General features: G+C 47.9%; 21 protein-coding genes and 1 pseudogene. 3 read left to right on the forward strand and 19 right to left on the reverse strand.

The genetic code is table 11. The annotated features are described in order from the left end of the window. Positions 1–25: 25 nt before the first annotated feature. From ACWGXJ_RS24285 to ACWGXJ_RS24300, 4 genes are all read right to left on the reverse strand, one after another. Positions 26–463, reverse strand: coding sequence for a hypothetical protein (locus ACWGXJ_RS24285; protein ID WP_069012257.1), 438 nt, complete (start codon positions 461–463; stop codon positions 26–28). Between the two features lie 161 nt (positions 464–624). Further along, entirely contained in the window at positions 625–774 is a 150-nt protein-coding gene (locus ACWGXJ_RS24290; protein WP_172828237.1) for a hypothetical protein, read from the reverse strand. A gap of 9 nt (positions 775–783) precedes the next feature. Further along, positions 784–1,350 (reverse strand): hypothetical protein, encoded by a 567-nt coding sequence (locus ACWGXJ_RS24295; RefSeq protein WP_209940658.1) that lies wholly within the window; start codon positions 1,348–1,350, stop codon positions 784–786. Between the two features lie 13 nt (positions 1,351–1,363). After that, positions 1,364–2,950 (reverse strand): DUF4153 domain-containing protein, encoded by a 1,587-nt coding sequence (locus ACWGXJ_RS24300; protein WP_452567754.1) that lies wholly within the window; start codon positions 2,948–2,950, stop codon positions 1,364–1,366. A gap of 147 nt (positions 2,951–3,097) precedes the next feature. Here ACWGXJ_RS24300 and ACWGXJ_RS24305 point away from each other — a divergent pair, with 147 nt between their 5' ends. After that, the gene (locus ACWGXJ_RS24305) at positions 3,098–4,834 is read left to right on the forward strand and encodes an ABC transporter substrate-binding protein (protein WP_165178105.1); all 1,737 of its coding nucleotides are present in this window, start codon (positions 3,098–3,100) and stop codon (positions 4,832–4,834) included. Between the two features lie 210 nt (positions 4,835–5,044). On the opposite strand, the gene ACWGXJ_RS24310 is transcribed toward ACWGXJ_RS24305, so the two are convergent. Continuing rightward, on the reverse strand, positions 5,045–6,445 hold the full coding sequence (locus tag ACWGXJ_RS24310) for a transcriptional regulator (protein WP_452567755.1): 1,401 nt from the start codon (positions 6,443–6,445) through the stop codon (positions 5,045–5,047). Positions 6,446–6,658: 213 nt separating this feature from the next. On the opposite strand from ACWGXJ_RS24310, the gene ACWGXJ_RS24315 reads away from it, so the two are divergent. Continuing rightward, complete coding sequence (locus ACWGXJ_RS24315; RefSeq protein WP_013312611.1) at positions 6,659–6,904, forward strand: DUF6953 family protein; 246 nt, start codon at positions 6,659–6,661, stop codon at positions 6,902–6,904. Positions 6,905–6,947: 43 nt separating this feature from the next. On the opposite strand, the pseudogene ACWGXJ_RS24320 reads toward ACWGXJ_RS24315, so the two are convergent. After that, positions 6,948–7,493 (reverse strand): annotated as a pseudogene (locus ACWGXJ_RS24320) (helix-turn-helix transcriptional regulator); the annotation flags it as partial. A gap of 112 nt (positions 7,494–7,605) precedes the next feature. Here ACWGXJ_RS24320 and ACWGXJ_RS24325 point away from each other — a divergent pair. After that, positions 7,606–8,553, forward strand: a complete 948-nt coding sequence (locus ACWGXJ_RS24325; protein ID WP_452567756.1) for a Gfo/Idh/MocA family protein — start codon at positions 7,606–7,608, stop codon at positions 8,551–8,553. 47 nt (positions 8,554–8,600) lie between these two features. On the opposite strand, the gene ACWGXJ_RS24330 is transcribed toward ACWGXJ_RS24325, so the two are convergent. From ACWGXJ_RS24330 to nikB (ACWGXJ_RS24390), 13 genes are all read right to left on the reverse strand, one after another. Next, positions 8,601–9,617 carry an asparaginase gene (locus ACWGXJ_RS24330; protein ID WP_029518796.1) on the reverse strand — a complete coding sequence of 339 codons (1,017 nt, stop codon included), beginning with the start codon at positions 9,615–9,617 and terminating at the stop codon, positions 8,601–8,603. A gap of 264 nt (positions 9,618–9,881) precedes the next feature. Further along, entirely contained in the window at positions 9,882–10,619 is a 738-nt protein-coding gene (locus ACWGXJ_RS24335) for an amino acid ABC transporter ATP-binding protein (RefSeq protein WP_452567757.1), read from the reverse strand. A gap of 4 nt (positions 10,620–10,623) precedes the next feature. Continuing rightward, positions 10,624–11,340, reverse strand: coding sequence for an amino acid ABC transporter permease (locus ACWGXJ_RS24340; RefSeq protein ID WP_013312615.1), 717 nt, complete (start codon positions 11,338–11,340; stop codon positions 10,624–10,626). A 30-nt stretch (positions 11,341–11,370) separates the two neighbouring features. After that, positions 11,371–12,180 (reverse strand): transporter substrate-binding domain-containing protein, encoded by an 810-nt coding sequence (locus ACWGXJ_RS24345; RefSeq protein WP_452567758.1) that lies wholly within the window; start codon positions 12,178–12,180, stop codon positions 11,371–11,373. A gap of 143 nt (positions 12,181–12,323) precedes the next feature. Continuing rightward, a complete protein-coding gene (nikE, locus tag ACWGXJ_RS24350) occupies positions 12,324–13,133 on the reverse strand; it encodes a nickel import ATP-binding protein NikE (RefSeq protein WP_039271913.1) in 810 nt (269 codons plus the stop codon). A gap of 38 nt (positions 13,134–13,171) precedes the next feature. Beyond that, a complete protein-coding gene (locus ACWGXJ_RS24355; protein WP_452567759.1) occupies positions 13,172–13,996 on the reverse strand; it encodes an ABC transporter ATP-binding protein in 825 nt (274 codons plus the stop codon). A gap of 20 nt (positions 13,997–14,016) precedes the next feature. Continuing rightward, a complete protein-coding gene (gene nikC / locus ACWGXJ_RS24360; RefSeq protein ID WP_452567951.1) occupies positions 14,017–14,847 on the reverse strand; it encodes a nickel ABC transporter permease subunit NikC in 831 nt (276 codons plus the stop codon). Further along, complete coding sequence (gene nikB / locus ACWGXJ_RS24365; RefSeq protein ID WP_452567760.1) at positions 14,847–15,791, reverse strand: nickel ABC transporter permease subunit NikB; 945 nt, start codon at positions 15,789–15,791, stop codon at positions 14,847–14,849. The genes nikC and nikB (ACWGXJ_RS24365) overlap by 1 nt, the downstream gene beginning before the upstream one ends. Before the next feature lie 46 nt (positions 15,792–15,837). Then, complete coding sequence (gene nikA, locus ACWGXJ_RS24370) at positions 15,838–17,463, reverse strand: nickel ABC transporter substrate-binding protein (protein WP_452567761.1); 1,626 nt, start codon at positions 17,461–17,463, stop codon at positions 15,838–15,840. 142 nt (positions 17,464–17,605) lie between these two features. Continuing rightward, on the reverse strand, positions 17,606–18,382 hold the full coding sequence (locus ACWGXJ_RS24375) for an ABC transporter ATP-binding protein (protein WP_452567762.1): 777 nt from the start codon (positions 18,380–18,382) through the stop codon (positions 17,606–17,608). Further along, positions 18,379–19,296: an ATP-binding cassette domain-containing protein gene (locus tag ACWGXJ_RS24380; RefSeq protein WP_452567763.1), complete on the reverse strand. Its 918-nt coding sequence runs from the start codon at positions 19,294–19,296 to the stop codon at positions 18,379–18,381. The genes ACWGXJ_RS24375 and ACWGXJ_RS24380 overlap by 4 nt, the downstream gene beginning before the upstream one ends. Further along, positions 19,296–20,111: an ABC transporter permease gene (locus ACWGXJ_RS24385; RefSeq protein ID WP_250266973.1), complete on the reverse strand. Its 816-nt coding sequence runs from the start codon at positions 20,109–20,111 to the stop codon at positions 19,296–19,298. Before ACWGXJ_RS24385 ends, ACWGXJ_RS24380 begins: the two co-directional genes overlap by 1 nt. Before the next feature lie 14 nt (positions 20,112–20,125). After that, positions 20,126–21,055: a nickel ABC transporter permease gene (gene nikB / locus ACWGXJ_RS24390; protein ID WP_452567764.1), complete on the reverse strand. Its 930-nt coding sequence runs from the start codon at positions 21,053–21,055 to the stop codon at positions 20,126–20,128. Positions 21,056–21,059 lie beyond the last annotated feature (4 nt).

Consider the following 21,059-nt stretch of genomic DNA (forward strand, 5'->3'; position numbering starts at 1 on the left):
TAGATTTCCAATATCTTGTATACAATTAGTCGTGTGTGTAGAATTTCACTCCAGGCAGATCTGCTGCTACCCACGAATAATTAATGGTATTACTGTTGTAATTTTTGGTCCCCGCCTGTGCAACCTGTACCTCCTTCAAAATCGTGATCGATGAACCCTTCGGTCTGACAACGACCACATGACCATGCCCATCTGCTTTTTTGATTCCGATGGTAGGATACCCGAGATTTGCTCTTTTTTGAGCATCCTGAAAGGTTACAGTGTACCATCCCGGCGCATTGTTACCCAGTAAAGCATCAGCCATTTGATTGGCTAAGCCACTTGGCAGGGAAGCCGACATCGCAGACATCACATCTTGTGCAAAAATATTACACTTCGTTCCACCTACTGGCGAATACTTTTTGTTCGTTTCTACCTTAAAACCGTCAATTACAGATGCGTAAGTACTTGCACTTCTAGCCATTGAAATTCCCCCTGAATATAAGTTGTAGAGGAAACGACGGAGTCGCTTGAACATCTGAATGGCTCCACATTCATTGATGTTGGCCTCAATTCCCTCTCAACTATTAGGGTGATTTCCGGCTTACTTTAACAACGTAATACTACAAAAAATTAACTTCATTCTCATAACTGAAGGCTTTCTTCACTGATTACGGTTGGAACGATAAGCTCAGGAGTAGTCGTAGGCTTAGCTTGTGTTAAATAGTCTGCTGCCCCCATCATCAGAGCGATGCCGATAAATAGCACGACCCAATTACGATTCTTTTTCATCATCTGTACCTCTCATTCTTCACTCCGCCCGTTCAGCCACTTGAACCAATGGAGTAAATGACTGAATCGGTATTCATGCTGCGAAGCATACGTCCATACTTCTGGCTCTTCACCGGGCTCCTTCCAGACGAGCATGGAAAAGTGACCCTCTTCCTCGCTCGCAACCGATAGCAGCGAAAGACGATCATCCCCGAATCGGTATGGAGCCGATTCCACCCAGTAATTCCGCATATCGCTGATCCAGCTGCGGAACTGCTCTGTACCTGCGATCCGCAGGACTTCATCAGGTAGGAGCAGATGCTCGTCGATATCCTTCCAATCCCCCGCATATCGGTACCGCGCTGCCAGCATTGGACTGAGTGGTCGGATTTTACCAGGAGCCAACGTAGGCATATAGGCGACGGGAACGACCGGACCGATACTCTGGATAGCATAAGACCGAGCTTCCTCCTCACTCATTCCGTAAGACATAGCCTCCACGAGAAAATCGTTCCGTCTTACACCAAACTGATGCTGATACTGTGACATTTCATCCTGTAGCTCCAGTACCATACCCTGTACCGTTTCTGTTCCGATCATTCCCAAACACCTCTCATTCCAAAATATAGTCGTGCAATTCCCGTTGCGCTCGATACTTTGCCCAATTGAATTCAGGCCAAGCCGATTCTTCTCTCGTCATGCTCGTCAAACGGGCTTGTAAAAACTCATCTAGTGATCCATGTTCCTTACGACTAAAGTCAATCAGCAGCGGAATCGCGTCCGCCGATAGCTCACTCAAATATTCCTTATCTATCACCGATGTCGTGCGATACCGTTCGAGATTATTTTCAGCAATCCGTATATCAATGCCCACATAGTTCACGACGACATAGGCGACCAGAGCGAGTACAATATAATATTTCGCCAACGGCAGTTGACGGAAATGAATGCGCATTGCTGCAATAAGCAGTAGCAAGCCCAGAAAAATCATAAACGCGTGTACCAAATAGCGGGTGTACGTATAGCCGTATGCTTCTTCGTACATAACCAGCCGGGTATATCCCGAATACAGCATCACACCCGAACAACCCACGAGTATATACAGCAGGCCGCTGTTCATTTTTTGCACTATACCTGAGCCAAATTCAGTCCACTTCAATACACTGATCATCAGCACAAAGTTGATACCTGTTACCATAACCAGCTCCCCGAATCCTCTTCTCGCATATTCGGCATACGAGGTTCCTTCGGGCAGAGCACCTTCCCATGCACCAAACAAATATCCGAACTGCAACACAACGAACACAACATACACCAGATTCATGACAATCAGCACCGTAGCGGTAATGACAGGGTCAAATTTAATCGCGACCGGCTCGTGGTAAGGCACCGTTGGTCGGTCAATCATCACTGAAGAGTGACCATCATACTCGGTGGTTTGGCCATTCGTGCGCTCATCTAACCCGTGCCATGATTGGGTCTCTCTCTGCGTATTACGCGGAGCAGGCTGTACAAATCCCCACAAATAACAGAAGAAACAGAAGGTGAAAAAGCAGGTCCAGATCAGCCGCAGCATGCCATTCCCAAAGGACAGCGTTCCGATCCATTCGGGTACTCCAGCTAACAACTTTTCGAACATCCCATCCGCCGAAGCCAGCAAAGATATGATAATGAACAGTAGCGGCAAGGCAATAAGTAAACCGATCAGCACTTTTCCCAATACACGCTTACGCTCATCCTTTACATTCCGAAGGGCTACTGTCTTGACCATCCGAAAGGGGGTCACGATATGACGAAAGTTTTGATAAAACCAATGGCTTAACGCCTGACCAATAATACCGGGTTCTGACCAGCCATGCCTTTTCTCCCCAAACAGCAGCACCATATGTACGCTAATCAGAGCAGGTATCGCCAGCGCATTTAACACATACAGGACCGGATTATTGAACAGCGCGTATGTCAATGCCAGCATGAAAATGATCACAAACAGCAAACGCCCTATCCATGATCTGGACTTGAAACGATCTCGATTAAAGGCATACATATAGGCGTAAAACCCAATAACAAAAATTGGCATAGACACGCCCAGCCCATGTCCGTAAAACAGATATTGATGAACCAGCGCCAACACAATTGCGCCAGCAAAGGCGGACAGAAACGACGTTTTCGGCAAAGACGTTCCATTCATCTTGTCATGCATGGTAAATACCTCCACAAATATGCTTTATAACCCTTATTGTAGATGATAAAATAAGAAGATAAAGAGAAATTAATTCAAACAAAATTTCCTATTTTATAAAAGTGACTACGCTTTTAATCAAATATAGGGGAAACGGAGCAACCTTGAATGAAACTCCATGCCCAATTTTTACGGCTTCACTCCCACGCAGCTGACAACAAGGACGAAAACCATACCATAGAGACGACGCTGGATGAGCTTGCGGCTATTTTTGACTGTACTCACCGCAACGCCTTGATGATCATTCAGAAAATGGAGCAGCATGACTGGATACAATGGACTCCCCGCCGAGGCAGAGGTCGTCGCTCCAGTCTGCGCTTCCTCATTCAACCGGAAGACATTGCCGTGCAATCCATGATGCAAGCCATAGACCGCCATGATATCAAACGCGCGCTGGATGAAATTCGAGTTCATTCACGCTCCTCCACCATGCAGGAGCATTTGCAAGGCTGGTTGCTGAATTATTTTGGGCATCACGCAGAGGTGCGCAGTGATCAGCAGCAGATCGACACGCTGCGTCTGCCTATTCGCCAGCAGCTCTATACACTGGACCCGTTGTATTTAAACTGGCTCGCCGAGTCCTTCGTATCCAGCCACGTCTTTGATGGCCTAGCCCGCCGGGCGAACGAAAGCGGCGAGATTTTGCCGGGATTGGCGCACGCTTGGGAGGTGGACACCACTCGTACACAGTGGACCTTTTTCCTGCGTAAAGAAGTGCTGTTTCATAACGGAAAAATACTGACCGCTGAAGACGTCGTCTATACCTTTGAGCGACTGAGTCGGGCGCCGGGAAGGAGACTTTACCATTTTATCGTCCGGCAAATTCAGCACGTCCAGGCGCTAAGTCCAACGATAGTACGCTTCGTACTAAAGGAGCCGAACGAGCTGTTTCTATCCTTCCTGTGTACCAGCCGGGCTGCGATTGTGCCGCGTGAACTTAATCAGGTGGGTGAAGCCGCCTTTGGCATCCGCCCTGTCGGTACAGGGGCATTCAAAGTCACGGAAATGAACGAAAGCCTGTGTACACTGGAGGCTTTCGCACCTTATTTTCAAGGCCGGGCTCATCTGGACCGAGTGGAAATTGTCCAACTCCCATGGGCGACTAAGCTGGAATCGTCGGATACGGAAGACACCGCTTCTTCTTTTCACATTATCCATAATCCCGTATCGGCGGGAGATACGGATACCGCATGGAGCCAGATTCACTCGGCGGCTTCGGTACGCAAATTTATCACATGTAATACACATAAGGATGGACCACTACGCAATCCAGAAATACGTGCCCGCATTGTAGCATGTCTCGATCATCGCTCCCTTCCTCCAGCAGTGGATTCATCTAACGATTCTTATGAACCTCTGGCGGCGCTGCAAATTGCTACCATTCCCGAGTATAAAGCAGACGCAGACCGGGTTGCGGCTCAGCTCGAATCCTGTGGGTATACCTGTAACATCGTGGCCGCATCTATGAACGAATTCAAAAGCTCATCTATCCGTATGGAGTCAGACTTAATCATCTTTTCTCTCTTTCGTGACCGTGATGAGCAATTACGCCTGTTTGACTTGTATCTCAATGTATCTGGGCATGTGGAGCCTCATAGCCGTGTGGATATCGAAAGACTGCTGCGTGAAATTGCACGGGAGGCCGATCATACTGTTAGGGCGCAGCAATTCGAACATATCGAAACTCGGCTCATGGATGAGCACCAGCTGCATATTTTATATGAAAAGCCCGTTCAGACGGCCTATCTCCCTTCTGTACGTGGCGTATCTTTTAACAGTCAGGGCTGGGTGGATCTACGTCATGTCTGGTTTCCGCCTGCTCAACTTCCAGCTCCCCACTCTTGACGGCAAAAGTGCTCCTTCAAATGCACTTCACATCAAAAAAAGGTATCCTCTTCTTCATAAGAGAATACCTTTTTGAATGCCGCTTTCTAGATCCTCTAAGCGGATGGTTCAAGGGATGAAAAAGCCCATCCCCCTAACCCATGACTGTGGACGTCGCTAGGATCTTCCATAGGGGGGGTAACGGGTGAAAAATTCAATAGGACAAAAACATTAAATGCGAGCAGAGAAAAAACGATCTTTTTTATCATGGATGTACTCTACCTCTCCAAGTAAGTTTTTATATTCCTCTTTGTCCTCAGAAGTGGCAGTATGCCGATACTTTTCAAATAGTCCTACACATTTAATGGTGACAGGATTACCATTCAGCACTACAGAATAGGAAAGACTCTCAAGCAAGAATTTCATGCCTTTGGTATAACGGTGTTTGTTGAGATCATAACAAGCCATCTCTGCCAAAAATCGTGCATAAAGATCTGCTGACATTTGCTCCGTATAGGTGCCTACCTTGACATGCTGATCTGCAAATGCCTCAATTTGTTTTTCAAAACGTTGCAGTACATGATCCACATTAAAATCATAACGGTTGGCCGCTACCATAATTTTATGCAACCCCACCAGAATTTCGCCTTCGTTTTTTTCCAAATAATCCACATATTGTGGAATCACATCCAAGCTGCCTGACATCAACTGATACAAATACCCGTTGGCCTCAGCCCAGTTGCTACAAAGGGCCTTCAAACGCCGAGCTTCTTCCGTATCCTCTTGCACCCAGCTCAAATCAGAGTATAGCGATACATACTCCAGCGCCTTCTGATAATCCCCGCGCTCATCCCACACCCCGGCACGCAACACGTAAGAGTATACAATATACATAAACAAAGGACCCTTGGGTTCCTTGCCACGCTCTGATCTTCTGGTATTCCCGTATTTTTGTTCGTATTGCACCTTGGCCCTGTGACCCATTTTTTCAGCAAACCATTCTACTTTATCCCAACGCCGCAAGGAGGCATAGGTATTAGCCAGGTCTCTTAAGGCATCCAGTTGGTCTGCTTCACCCAATCGCTCCACAAAACTTTCAAAGTGTGTGGCTGCCCATAAATTTTCGTCCTGGTCATCGCCAACGGCAATCGTAAATAAACGGTATTGGCAGAGCGCCAGACGCTCTGAATGTTGGTACTTCTCACTTTCCGAAACATTTTTATAAATAATTGCCGCAGCCTCGAACTTACCTTCACTGAATAATTCTTCTGCTGTCTCAAATAAAGCTGGGGCGTATATGAGATAGTCCATCATAAACTCCACGACTTGCTTAATACAATCCAGTTTGTTCAGCTCTGCACAGCGATGCAAAAAGGGACGAACCCGTCGCCAATTCGGTGCCGTATTCCGTATAAATTCATCAATGTATAACTCATAGAGGCTCCCTTCTTCAAGCCCCATGCCTGCACCAATCCGATCCAACAGCAGCATCGCAATCGGACGATTACCGTTAATAATGGCACTGATCGTTCCTGCATTAATACCTGTGTTCTCCCCAAACTTACTAATCGTAATTCCTTCTCGTCTGATGTACTGCTCCAGCTCTGCGCGAATTGTGGTTGTTTCCTTCAAATCAGGCACCCCCAGGGATTACTTGCATGATTACAATACAAAAAAAGAAAATTCCCGTGAATATTCCCTTAATTATACAAAAGAAAGCCCACTTAGCCAACTGCTCAAGTAAATTTATATCAAAAAATTCAATAATTCTCCGAATTGCCGTATACTACGGGGAGGTGAGCCGAACAGCTACACCCAATCGGTACGCAGGAAAGGATACAACAAATGGACAACACCCCTACAACAGAACAAGAGATTGCACAATGGATGGTCGCGCAGATCCGTGAAGTGGGCACCCTGAAACAAGAAGATGCAATTGCATATGTACGCTCTGAGTATGGAGAGCAGTATGTATTTATAAGCGAGCATGGTCATGTATCTCTGGAAAAAGAAATCAAAAAAGCATTCCGCAAGCTTCATGGTGGCAGAATTGCCTGGGATCGTGACGGATTTCTCTGGGCCTGGACTTAACAAGCAAAGCATCTGCCCTAGGCAGGTGTTTTTTTAATCATTTATCTCCTTTTTTCACCACAAGTCCATAGGGATGCACATGACGGGAAGAACAGATTCCGTCAGCTTTCTCATATTGAATGGTTATTTTATGTGACCCCCACACTGCAGTTCTCACGGCCTCAAGACAAGGAATGGCTATACGTTCCGTCCACCACGGCGTATCATCAAAATAAAACCGCGCTTTGGCTTTCTTAATATCGGACTGATACGGGTCTGGCATCGTCTGTTCCAGTTTGAGCAGAGCATTCTTTAACTTCAAACCCGATTCCGTGGGCCCGCCTGTATAAATGCCCATCCCTGTTAAATACAACTGAATAACATCCCCGCCATTCAACTGTTTCAAGTTCGCCGTATAACCCTCCATTAAATAAATTCCGCCCTTCGGGCCGGATGCGGTAACAATCGGAACGCCGGCTTCAGCCAGGAGATCGATGTCCCTGTAAATAGAGCGTACAGAGGTTTCCAGTGCCAACGCCAATTCTTTGGCCTTCATTCTCCCTCTAGATTCGATACATAATAAAATCGCGATTAAACGATGCAGTCTCACAATCATACCTCCACAATAGATGGTTAACCCGAATTGAAAAGATGATGCAAAGATTGTTGACACCCTGTTGGCAGTAATAGGTGTGTATCATAGAAGTAAAGGGGTGTAATGGATGATGAATATTGGAATATTGGGGACGGGATTCGGCGCGTATCATGCCTCACTGTTAAACAACCATCCCAAAGTAAACAGAATCATGGTATTTGGAAGGAACGAAATCAAGCTGCAAAAGCTGAAAGAGGAGCTAAACGTAGAAGTCACACAAAATATAGAGGATATTCTGCTGGACCCAGACGTGGATATCGTCGATCTATGCCTGCCCTCCCAGCTGCATAGGTCCTATGCCGTGGATGCGCTGAAGCACGGTAAGCATGTATTTTGTGAAACACCGGTTTGCTTTGATCTCGAAGACGCTCTTCTTATGCAACAAGCTGAGAAGCAATATGGCAAAAAGATTCTGGTCAACCAGTTCATTAAGTTTGACCCCGCCTATACCTATCTGTATGAGACATACCGCCAACAGAAATACGGGAAGCTCATCTCCTTATCTTTGAAAAGAGAAACGCCTCCTCTGTGGGGGGATCTTGGACTAAGCTCCATTCCTACTCAGTTCATGATTCATGAACTGGATTTATTGACCTGGCTATTAGGCCCCTGTGATCCATATACAGTCTGGGGTACAGAAGTTACCCATCCTGAACAAGCACAGGTTCGGGCTTACTTTCAGCATCGGGATACATTCACAGAAGTCATCGCCTCATCCCACATGCCGGGAAGCTACCCCTTCACAGTGGCCTATGAGGCTTATTTTGAAAAGGCCAAGCTGGTATTTCATGAAAGCGATGAAAACGATCTTATACCTACCGCATTATATGAGTATACCGCATCAGGACAGCAAAAAATCAACCTCGAATCTGCCAATCCCTATGAAAAAAGTTTGGATCATGCACTTGAATGCTTTGGCGGACATTCGGAAAGCCTGATTCCACTGGAATCGGCTGTACAAGCGCTGAAAGTGGCTGTTGAGATTAAAGGCAGACTGGGGCAAGCCCAGCGTTAACCCCGTATTTTTTCTTATGCCTGTTCTTATCTACGGAAATCAGCTTCCTATAAGGAAGCTGTATCCGCAGGCAAGGAAACTTCGTCCGCGTAGTTCGTTGCCATAATCTTGGCTACCCCTGCCGGGTCGGTCGTCTGCCCCAACGCCCACATCATTTTCGTCACCAGCGCTTCCGTTGTCATGTCATACCCCGGAATAACGCCCTTCTCCAGTACCTTTTGCCCCACTTCGTAAATCGTCAAATCCCCGCCCTCATAAGGACATTGAGTAGTCACGACAATACTCATACCGTCCTTCATCAGCTCCTCGATTTTGCTGATCAGGCTTCTTTCTTTAAAAGGAACGCCACCCATACCAAAGCCCTCAATGACGATACCTTTATAGCCCAAGCCCTGAATGGCATCGAAAATCGCCGGATTCGTACCCGGAATCAGCCTGAGCAGGAATACCTCCGAAGCATACCCGTCGTTGTATGGGTGACGAGCGGTACCGCGATTTGCAAATACGCCCTCCGTATAGACCACCTTACCGTTCTCCACGAGTCCGATATACGGATAGTTAATACTCTCAAAAGCATTATAGCTGCGTGTTCTGATCTTCGAGCTGCGGCTGCCGTTAATAATTTTGCCGTTAAACACGACAAAAACCCCGGCCACCTCGCCACATGCGGTCAGGAATGAGTCGATTACATTTTTTTTGGAATCGCTGTGCTCCGCCAAAATGGAAACCTGCGAACCTGTCACGACGACGGGTTTGTCTACGGTTCCCAGCATGAAGCTCAAGGCTGAAGCCGTATAAGCCATCGTATCCGTGCCGTGTGCAATGACAATACCGTCGTATTGATCGAGCGAACGATGTACCATCCGGGCGATAGAAGCCCAATCCTCAGGTTGTGTATTTGTGCTATCAATGCTCATCAGATTATGGGCATCAATCTCGCAAATCTCCTTCAGCTCCGGAATTTCCGCCAAAATATTTTCAGCCGATTGGGTCGGTGTCAGGCCGTTTTCCTGATAGGAGGAAGAAATGGTCCCTCCGGTATTAATGAACAAAACCTTTTTCATATGCCAATGTTCCTTCCCGATTACATCTTCACTGTATTGTTCTTAGAATTTATCATGAATAAGTGTGATAAGCTACTTTGCAATAGAAAAGAATTTGGGATATGAGGGGCCAAAAAAAGCACGACAAACAAGCGCGGGCTTTCCTTCCTCCTGCGACTTGTCTAACGTGCTTTTACTATAGGTGCAATACTCTACAGCGCTGCACATACCTATAACCCATCCACGTACTTCTTATGGGGATACAGGCTGCTCCTGTGGCGCTCTCTACTGTACCAACGCTTTGCCCAGAAACTGCCGTGTCCGTTCTTCCTTCGGATTGGTGAAAAACTGCTCGACGGGTCCCTGCTCCACGATCACGCCATGCTCCATTAGTACAACCCGATCCGCTACATCTCTCGCAAAACCAAGCTCATGTGTGACAATAATCATCGTATTGCCTTCACTCGCCACCTTTTGAATCACGGACAACACTTCATCCACCAATTCAGGATCAAGTGAGGATGTCGGTTCATCGAACAACAACACCTGTGGATTTAGTGCTAAAGCACGGGCAATCGCAACTCGCTGCTGCTGTCCACCCGAAAGCTGGGCAGGATAATAAGTCATACGATCCTTTAACCCGACCTTTTCCAGAATGCCTTCACTGATCTCTCTCGCCTGCTTACGATCCAGCTTTTTCACACTGGTCAGACCAATCATCACATTGTGGAGTGCATTCAAATTTTTAAACAACTGATATTGCTGAAATACCATTGCCGTTGCCATCCGTAGTCCGAGAATGTCCTTTTTTCCCGCCTTGGCGGCATCGACCTTTACACCGTCAATTTCAATAACACCACTGGTCGGCTGTTCCAAAAAATTAATGCTGCGCAGCAGCGTGGACTTCCCCGATCCGCTTGGGCCCAGGATCACTACGACTTCTCCCTTGCCTACCGTCAGGTCTATGCCCTTCAACACGTGATGCTGTCCAAAATGCTTATGAATTTGATGAAGTTGAATCATACCCTTACTCACTTCTTTCGTAAATTCGAATACGCTTCTCCAGCACGACAAGCCCGCGCTCAATAATAATGCACACCAACCAGTAAATCAGAGACACCGCAACATATACCTCAAAAAAAGCCAACGCTCGCGCGCCCATAATTTTAGCCTGTCCCATCATATCGACGACACCGATCATAAAAATAAAAGACGTATCCTTCACCGTACTGATCAGCGTGTTTCCCAAATTGGGCAAAGCGACCGTCAACGCCTGCGGCAATACAATTTTGAGCATAATTTGTGTTTGGCTCATACCGATGGAATTAGCAGCCTCAAATTGTCCCCGGTCGACTGAATGAATCGCCGCCCGGAACGTCTCCGACAAATATCCCCCGAGGTTCAATGAAAATGAGAGCAACGCAAACAGCTCGGGCGGGATGACATAGACATTGAATTGCTGTAAGAATCCATATTCGCTCTGGAAATAATACAGAAACTTGGGTATTCCGTAATATACGAGAAACAGCTGCACAATGAGCGGTGTTCCCCGAATGTACGAGACATACAACGTAGACAATGGCGCCAAGACAGGCACCTTGTATATCCGGATTAAGGCCGTAGCTAACCCGATGATCCCACCCAGCAGCATGGACACAAACGCAATCCATAAGGTCACGGGAAGATACTCGACGATCTGGGGAAGGCTTTTCAGCATATAATCAAGATCAAACAGCTTTTCCATAGGAACCCCACTTTACCCTTTACATTGTTATTACTGAGGAATAAATTCTCCACCTGTCCACTGTTGAGACAATTTTTTCAGTGTTCCGTCCGCTTTCAGCTCTTTAATAATCGGATCGATTTTAGCTTTCAGCTCTTCGCCCTGCTTATCCTTTTTGAACACCAGGTTGATGTTATCGCTTTGCACCGGCTCACCCACAGCTTCCACCTGCAAGCCTTCCTTCTTGATTGTTGCCGCCGCCATAACCGGATCATTCACATAAGCGTCCACTCGGCCATTTTGCACGTCTTGAAGGTTATCGGACGAAGTACCTGTATCATTGTATTTCAAAATAATTTTATTTCCGTTCTCCGCATTATACTGTTCCAGCAACTGTGTGTAGGAGTCGCCTACCGAGGCTGCTACCTTCTTGCCTTCCAAATCCTTGAGGGAATGAATATCCGTTCTACCCTTTTTCACAATAATAACCGACTGAGCCGAGAAATAGGACTCATCCGAGAACAAATACTTCTTCTCACGTTCGGGATTTTTGGCAACTTCATCGGCGATCATCTGAACTTTATTTGAATCTAGTGCAAGGAATATCGCATCCCAGCCCGAAGGCACAAATTCAATCTTATAGCCGTCCAGCTTCTTGTCGATCTCCTTGACTACTTCCACATCGTATCCAGTCAGCTCGTTTTTATCATTCGTAAAAGCAAACGGTGGGTAGTCATTTTGTGTGCCGACATAGATTACCTTATCCCCCGATGCCGCCTCCTTCGAGGAACATCCACTTAAGGCACCCGTTAATAACACAAGAGATAGACCAATCGCTGCTACCAAAGCAGATTTCTTCATATTATGACATCCCCTTTTTAATATCCAAGTAATTTACTATGATTTTATATTATAACGGGTTATTCAAATAATACAACAAGTAAATTTCATATTGATTATTTAGCTATATGTTGCACAAAAAAAGGACCCTTGCGGGTCCAATGTCATCCATGAAGCGGAAAACGCTCTGCTGGATGTTCCGGCAAAATGGACGAGATCAACCGTCGTACAGCCGGATGAGCAGATTCAAAAATCTGATCCTTCTCATCACAGCGCTCAATCAGTCTCCCCTGCTCCATCACAGCAATGCCATCGCAGACAGCATAAGCTGCCCGAATATCATGCGTGATGAACAGATATGACAATCCAAACGAAGATTTCAGTTCTCCCAGCAGGGATAAAATATGCATCTGGTGAACCATATCGAGGCTACTGACGGACTCATCCAGCACGATCAGCTTTGGTTTGAGCGCAATCGCCCGTGCAATATTGATCCGCTGCAATTGTCCGCCACTGAACTGATGCGGATATTTAATCCGATCCTCTGGCTTGAGGCCGACCCGTTCCAGTAGGCTTTCGACCGTTCTTTTTTGTTCCTGCACCGATAACCGTTCGTAATTGTCCAATGGCTCCCCAATAATCTGCCCGGCGGTCATTCGGGGGTTTACAGCAGAGTAGCAGTCCTGAAATACGACCTGCATATCCCGTCGCATTCCCCTGCGGACTTGGGGGCTCGCATTATAAATGTCCTGTCCCTGGAACAGCACCTGACCCTCCTGCGGCTTCTCCAGCCCCAGAATAACCTTGCCCAGCGTGCTTTTACCGGCTCCACTGGTTCCAAGTAAGCCTAGGCAAAACCCACTCTCTATAGTAAGTGAAACGTTAGCCAACACAGGGGGGCGTGGTTCAGAACGGCCCAGCCATTTGCGTCTTCCATAGCTATGAGTTACTTTCTTCACTTGTAGCATACGCATTCGCTCCCCTTTTGAAAGTGTAACTGTCGAACAGGCGACTAACCACCTACCTGATTCATGCCCCGAATGGACAACTTGGGTCTGACATGCAGCAGCATTTTCGTATATTCATCCTGCGGGTGATCGAACAACTGATGGACCTCAGCCTGCTCAACAATACGACCCTGCTGCATGACAGCCACTTCATCCGCCAATTGGGAAATGACGCCCAGATCATGCGAGATCAGCAAAATGGACGTATTGTATTCCGTACGCAAGCGATTCAGCTCTCTTAGCACCTGTAGCTGATTGACCACATCAAGCGCCGTCGTTGGTTCATCGGCAATAACCACTGCTGGCCGCAGGCACATGGAAATGGCGATCATGACCCGTTGCAGCATCCCGCCGCTCAACTGAAACGAGTAACGCTTCATCAGCTTGGCTGGATCGGGCAAATTCATATTTTCCAGAGCCGTTATGGCAAGATCACGGGCCTGTCGTTTGGTTAATCCAGTGTGCGTACGGACCGTTTCCATAAACTGAGCTCCGATCGTATACACTGGCGTAAAGGCGCTCATCGGATTTTGCATAATAAACGCGATTTCCTTGCCCCGAATACGCCGCATTTCCTCGGCCGTCATTCCGTTCAGTTCACGCCCGTTCAGACGGACACTACCTTCCACGTCCATCGTCTGGCGATCCAGCAGTTGGAGCAATGCTTTACAAGTCACCGTTTTGCCGCTTCCACTCTCACCGACAAGACCCAGAACTTGTCCCCTTTTCAGCTCAAAATGAGTTGGCTCTAGCAGAGATACCGCCTCGGCATCGGTTTTGAGCTTCACCTGTAAGCCGCTGACCTCCAGCACCTTCGCCCTGTCGTCCATCGTTGTAACTCACTCCTGTTTTACTGACGTTTGGCAATTCCGTATCGGTCGGACAGCGCCTCCCCCAATATATTGAAGGCCATCACCACCATCAGAATCATAACCCCCGGATAGATCATTAATTCCGGGTGACTGCGGATGTATCCCGTTCCCTCATGAATCATCGCGCCCCATTCGGGAGTCGGCGGTTGGATGCCCAAACCGAGGAAAGACAACGCAGAAATATCCATGATCGCCCAGCCCATTTCCAGCGTACCAATGACCACAATCGGCCTTAGTACATTTGGAATGATATGCCGGCGGATAATGGCCCCTGAGGAGGACCCGCTAATCCTTGCGGCAGCTATAAAATTCCGTTCTTTCAGACTGACGACCATATTGCGGCACATTCTGGCATAATACACCCACTGCACCATCATTAAAGCAAGCAGCACCTGCATGAGGCCCGGCCCAAAAATACCGACAATGCCCAGCACAAGCACCAAATTCGGAAACGCCATAATACCTTCGCAAAACCGCATCAACACACTATCGACCCAGCCACCCACATAACCTGCAAGCGACCCGATCACAACGCCGATACTAAGCGAGGACAGGAAAATTAATGTCGCAAAGCCGAGGGAAATCCGCGCTCCATACAGCAACCGGGATAAATTGCATCGACCCAAATGATCGGTCCCCAGCCAGTATTCTTTCGAAGGTCCCTCCAGCTTGTGCAGTAAATTGACTTTAACCGGATCATGGGGAGCCAGCCAAGGAGCTAGCGCCATAATGATAAAAAGAGCAACCAGTACGACAGAGCAGACCACGATTACCTTTTGACCTTTGAACATTGTACGCAACCTTATCATCACTGCTCTGCTCGTCCCTTCGATGAAATTCGGGGGTCCATATACAATTGCACCAGATCAACGAGCAAATTGCATACGATGAACAGGCATGCCGCCAAAAATACATAGCATTGTATGACGGGAATATCCCGGTTAAAAATCGCTTCCACAAAATAACGGCCAAACCCGGGCCATGAAAACACCTGCTCCACAATAATTGTTCCGGTCAGAAGCTTGCCCAGATTCATACCCATACTTGTAATCAGTGGAGCAATGGCAATTTTCAGTACATGCTTGAGCATGATCACCCGCTCACGGATTCCTCGAGTTCTGGCATACTGCACATACGTTTCCTGAAGCTGCTCCAACACACTGGAACGCAGCAGGCGCGTATATAAAGCAATCAGAACCAGCGACAGGGTTAACGTGGGCAACACCAGATGCTGCCACGTTCCTCGCCCCTCTACAGGGAGCCAATCCAATCGGACAGAGAAAAAGAAGATTAACAAATATCCCAGCCAGAACTGGGGTATAGACGCGCCAAAATATGAAATTCCTCGACTAAGCAGGTCGATCCAGCCATTTTTACGCATCGCCGCCAGCACGCCCAGCGGAATACTTACCACAATAGATAGCAACATACTGCTCACAGCCAATTCAAAAGTGGCGGGCAGCCGAACCTTGACCTCATCCCACACCGGCTTGTTGGTTAGATACGAAGTACCAAAGTCCAATTGACTGATTCTTTGAAGTGTATGCATATACTGCGTCAGCAAAGGCTGATCCAGCCCGAACTCATGTCTTTTCTGCTCCAGAATCTCTGGAGTAGGGTAAATATGAGCAGCCGTCAAATAGGCCTCGGCCGGATCAACTGGTGAAATATGAATGAGTGCAAAGGTAACGAGGGTGGCAAAGAGAACAATAGGAATGACCGCTACCATTCGCTTCCCGATATAGCTGATCATGAGTTGTCCTCCTATCCTGTAAACTACCGTTACCTATCGGCTTCAGCTACTTTCCGATTTCAATTCCCTCAAACGGATTTTCATCCCGATTAGCCGGGAATACAAAGTTTGTAATCTTTTTCTGGTACACTGCCGTTTTCTTAATATACGAAATAGGTACAATGGCAGATTGCTCCTGGAGCGTCTTCAGAATCGAAGCATACAGCTCTTGGCGCTTGGTTTCATCTGTCGATGAGAGCGCTTGGTGTACTTGCTGATCCAGGTCTTTCTTCATCGGAAGGGCGCTCAGCACCTCGGAAATTCCGAAGCTCTTCTTAGCAATAACATTAATAAAGGAATGCGGATCATAAGGCGCACCATAGTTGTACCAGAAGTACAGATCAAACTGGTTGGATCTAAGGCGCTTAATTTGAACCGTCAGCTCCAGTCCGGTCAGGTTCACTTTGACACCCAGTTCTCCCCATTCAGCCTGAATGGTTTCAGCCATCGCCTTTTGGATCGGATCAGTCTTATCAAAAATCAGCTCAAAATCCAGCTGTTGTCCGTCTTTTTCCCGTACTGTACCGCCTGCGGGCAGCTTCCAGCCAGCCTCATCCAGCAACGATTTGGATTTTTCCACATCATAGCCAACAGGCTGTAAGTTTACATTCGTATACGGATAGTTTTTGGATAAAACCGTATCCGCTGTTTCCTCCAGACCTGAGGTTACACCTTCCACCATTGCCTGCTTGTTAAAGCCATGCTGGAGTGCCAGACGTACCCGAAGGTCTGCCAGCTTGGGATTGGATGAGTTGAGTAACAGGCTTCTTGTACCGACAGGCTCGGACAGCGTGGTAACATACTGATTCGTGTCGCGAAGCTGTTTGAAAGCATCCAGACTAATGACACCCTCTCCATAAATCAGATCCAAGTCGCCTTTTTCAAAGGCCATTACACGGGTTTCGCCATCGGGAATGATTTTTACCGTAATTTTATCCACCTTTGGTGCAGTGCCCCAATAATTTGGATTACGCTTAAAGGTTGCATATTCATCTTGCTTGTATTCATCCAGCATCCAAGGTCCTGTACCTACAGGTTTCTTGATTCCTTTGGACGTATCTCCATCATCCGGGAACCCCGCTTCACCCAGAAAACGGAACGGGCGAACGACAGACAAATCCTGAAGCACTGGATAGTATGGCTCTTTGAGCGTCATTCGGAAGGTGCTGTCATCTACAGCTTCAGTTTTGTCGAGAACGCCTACTATACCAAGCCAGCTGTGGGTCTTCTGATTTTTCATAATAGCGTCAAAGTTCTTTTTGACAATGGCTGCATTAAATAGCGTTCCATCCGAAAATTTCACACCTTTGTGCAGCTTAAATGTATATATTTTGCCGTCCTTGGAAATGGTCCAGGATTCAGCCAAAGCAGGCTCCAGCTTGCCTCCTTGCTTGTAGCTGACTAACGGCTCATAAACCATGGATTGTGCAAAAAGTTGGGAAGGATTGTATACGTGAGGATTCATCGTACCAATGTCACGCGGCCACGATAGCGTGATCGACTTTTCATTGGCAGCTCCCTCAGTAGAGGTGGATGCAGGTGTGTTCTCCTGCTTCGCGCAGCCCAAAACAACGGATAATAAGAGGAGCGCCACCAACATAAGGGTGGCAGTCTTGCGGTGTCGAACGGACATCAATGTATTTCCCCTTTTCTATATATGTGATAATGATTATCATAATCATATTTAGAATAGGTACCACGTTCTATTTTGTCAACAACATTCGACAAGCCATCCTCTTATTTATTTTAAATTTGTAGAATATTAAATTTATGGCTTAATTCGCCAACGTTTGAAACAGAGTACGTGTGTACTCATGCTGTAACAAGTCCTTATCCCATTCCTTAAATATTTCCACGATCTCCCCCTGAACCATAACGGCAACGCGGTCACAAAACTGACGAGTAGATTGGAGATCGTGAGTGATGAATAGGTAGGACAACTCACGTTCCTGCTGCATTCTCTTAAGCATGCCCAGCACGGAAAACTGCGTTGTCGTATCCAGATTGGCGATCGATTCATCGAACAAGATAATATCGGGCTCCACCGCCAACGCTCGGGCAATACATACCCGCTGTTTTTGCCCGCCACTTAGTTGTGTTGGGTACTTTACCAGACATTCCGTGTCCAGCCCCACAGATTCCAGTAAAGACTGGCAAATATCCAGTGCTTGCGCTTTTCGTCCGGGAAAATAATTGTGGATCGGCTCCTCCAAAATATCTCGTATGGTCATGCGAGGATGGAGCGAGGACGACGAATCCTGTGCGACCAACTGAATTCGCTTGTACAGCTGAATATCCTTCATCCTTCCGGTGTGAATGGGCTGGTCATCCAGCCAAATCTCTCCTGAAGTCAACGACTCCAGCCCTAGAATACATTGTGCCAGCGTGCTTTTGCCACTTCCACTTTCTCCAACCAGTCCGAGACATTCCCCCTGTCGTAGCTCCAGACTCACCTTCTTCACGGCCTGCTCGCTATCTTGCGTGCTGAACCAGCCTTTTCTCCGTTTGCGGACAGGGTATGCTTTGGTCACATTCTTCAATTCCAGCATCACTTGTGCATCCTTCCTTCCGGGCTCATCTCCAACACTCGATCTGCTATGCGACTCATACTCTGGCGATCATGTGAAATCAACAATATGGTGAGATCAAAGTCTTCTCTCAATTGTTGCAACAATGCCAGAACCTTATCGCGGTTGATAACATCCAACGCCGTAGTAGGCTCATCGGCAATAAAGAGGCTCGGACCGGAGCTTAACATTGCAGCCAGCAGCACCCTTTGACACATGCCTCCGCTTAGTTCAAAAGGATATGATGACAAAATATGCTCAGGATTTGCAAATCCAACCTTGCGGAGCAGAGAGCACAAATAGGCCTCTCGCACTGGAGTAGCGCCTCCTCTGGCTATCTCCGAGGCACGGCTCAGCATCTGCCGTATCCGTGGCAGCACGCCCAATGGGTGGACTTGCTGCGGTGCATTGTGGGATGGGGCAGCACCAGCGTGCCCCGGCTTCATCTGGTCGTGCGGCATCCAATGCCGCCCGTGCAGTCTAAGCGTATCCATCAGCTGGGCGCGGACAGTCCGGATCGGGTTCAACCCGCTCAGCGATTGTTGAATGAGCAGGGCAATATCCTCTTGGCGTAGCCTTTGCCAGCGCCGTTCCTGGAACGGAAGAATGTCTTCCCCGTTATAGTAGATACGCCCTTGCGTAACATTAATACCTGGCTCCAGCATGCCTGCGATTGCGTGTGCGGTCAGGCTCTTGCCGCATCCACTCGGTCCGGTCAGGGCCACAATCTCCCCTGAATATATGGAAAAGCTCACATCACGCAGCAGTAGTTTGCTCCCGCTTCCGCTTGCTCCTACGCCTGTGCGGCAGATTTCCAAATGTTCCACGTGTAACAACGGTTTTCGCCCTGCCACTTGTTCTATCGCATCCTTGCACCCAAGGGCTGTTTGATCCTCCACTATTTGGCCGCCCCCTTTTCCGAAAAGCGGTCGCCCAAAAGCTGGCAGGCAAGTACGAACAGCATAATCGCCAAGCCCGGGAAAATCATGACATGCGGAGCCACCTGAAAATACGAGGTTGCATCATGCAGCATCACGCCCCACTCTGGCTTGGGCGGCTGTACACCCAGTCCAAGAAAGGACAGCCCAGCGATCATCAGCACCACGCGTCCGATATCCCATACCGCATAAACCAACAACTGCGGCAACGCTTGTGGCAATACATAACGGCTCAGTATACGTACGTGTGAATTGCCGGATAAACGGGCATATCGAACGTAGTCCTCCTGACAGGCTTTTTGAACCAGACTACGGATATACCGGACATAGCCCGCCCACCGTACCGCAATAATCGCAAGGGTCATGTTAACAAAACCTGGACCCAAAATGCCCACAATTGCCACCGTTAAAATAATATCAGGAAAAGCCAGTACGCCGTCGATTCCACGCATAACCAGCTGATCCACGCGTCCGCGCACATAACCAATGAGCAACCCTATAGGCAGACTGAAGCACAACGTAGCTACAGTAATTGCACATGCGATTAGCACGCTCATCCGAATCCCGTAAATTAGCCTTGACAGCACATCCCGACCCAGATGATCCGTACCGAAAGGATATTTCCGACTGGGTGGTGCCAGACGGTTCAAAAGATCCACTTGAAGAGGATCATGAGGAGCGACCCATGGAGCCAATAACCCAAGCAGCACGATCAGACCAAACAGTACGCCTCCTGCCAGCAAGCTCCCTTGAAAGGAAAGCCGTATCTTTTTCATTTTCAGCTTCCCCCTTAACGCAAACGCAGCCTCGGATCTATTGCCGTCTGGACCACATCCACCAAACACTGAACTCCTACAATTAAAAATACGGCGAAAATAACATATCCCTGAATCACCGGATAATCTCGCTGTGTAATTGCATCTATAAAATACTTGCCCAACCCCGGCCATGAAAAAATGGTCTCTACGATGACATTACCTGCCAGCATAAATGATAGGTTGGTACCTAGCAGTGTAATTATAGGCAGAACCGCATGCTTAAATATCTCAAAAAACAGGATATGCATACGGGAAAAGCCTCGAGCCTTCGCTGCTTTCACAAAATTCCGGTCACCCAGCTCCAGTATTTGAGCGCGTAGTACACGGGCTTGCACAGCTCCCAAACCTGCGCCAAGAGTCAGCGCTGGGAGCACTAAATGTGTCCAATCCTCCCTTCCCATGGATGGGAGCCAGCCCAAGCGAACGGAGAATAGATAGATCAACAGAAACCCAAGCCAAAAAGAGGGGATCGACGATCCCAGCAGGGCGAACAGCCTGCCCAGACGATCCAATGGGCCGCTAATTTTTAGCGAGGCAGCCAGCCCCAACCCCAGCGTAAGCACCGTCATGACGGCAAAGCCCGCAGCAGCTAGCTCCACAGTAGCAGGCAGTCTGTTCCACAGTTCGGCTAGCACGGATTCCTTGGATACATACGAGGTGCCCCAATGCCCTGTGAACACATCCCGCAGCCAGTTCACATATTGAATATGAAACGGTTCGTTTAAGCCTAGTTCCTGCCGTAGCGTCGTCAACGCCTCCTCAGAGGCAGGGACATTATGCGCGGTGAGCAAAATGGTAGCAGGGTCTCCAGGAGCCAGCCGCATCAGTACAAAAGTCAGCGTGGATACAACGAATACAATGATGAGCAGCTGCGCCACACGTTCCAGTATAAAACGAATCATAGGA

This window comes from Paenibacillus sp. S33 (assembly GCF_053615415.1).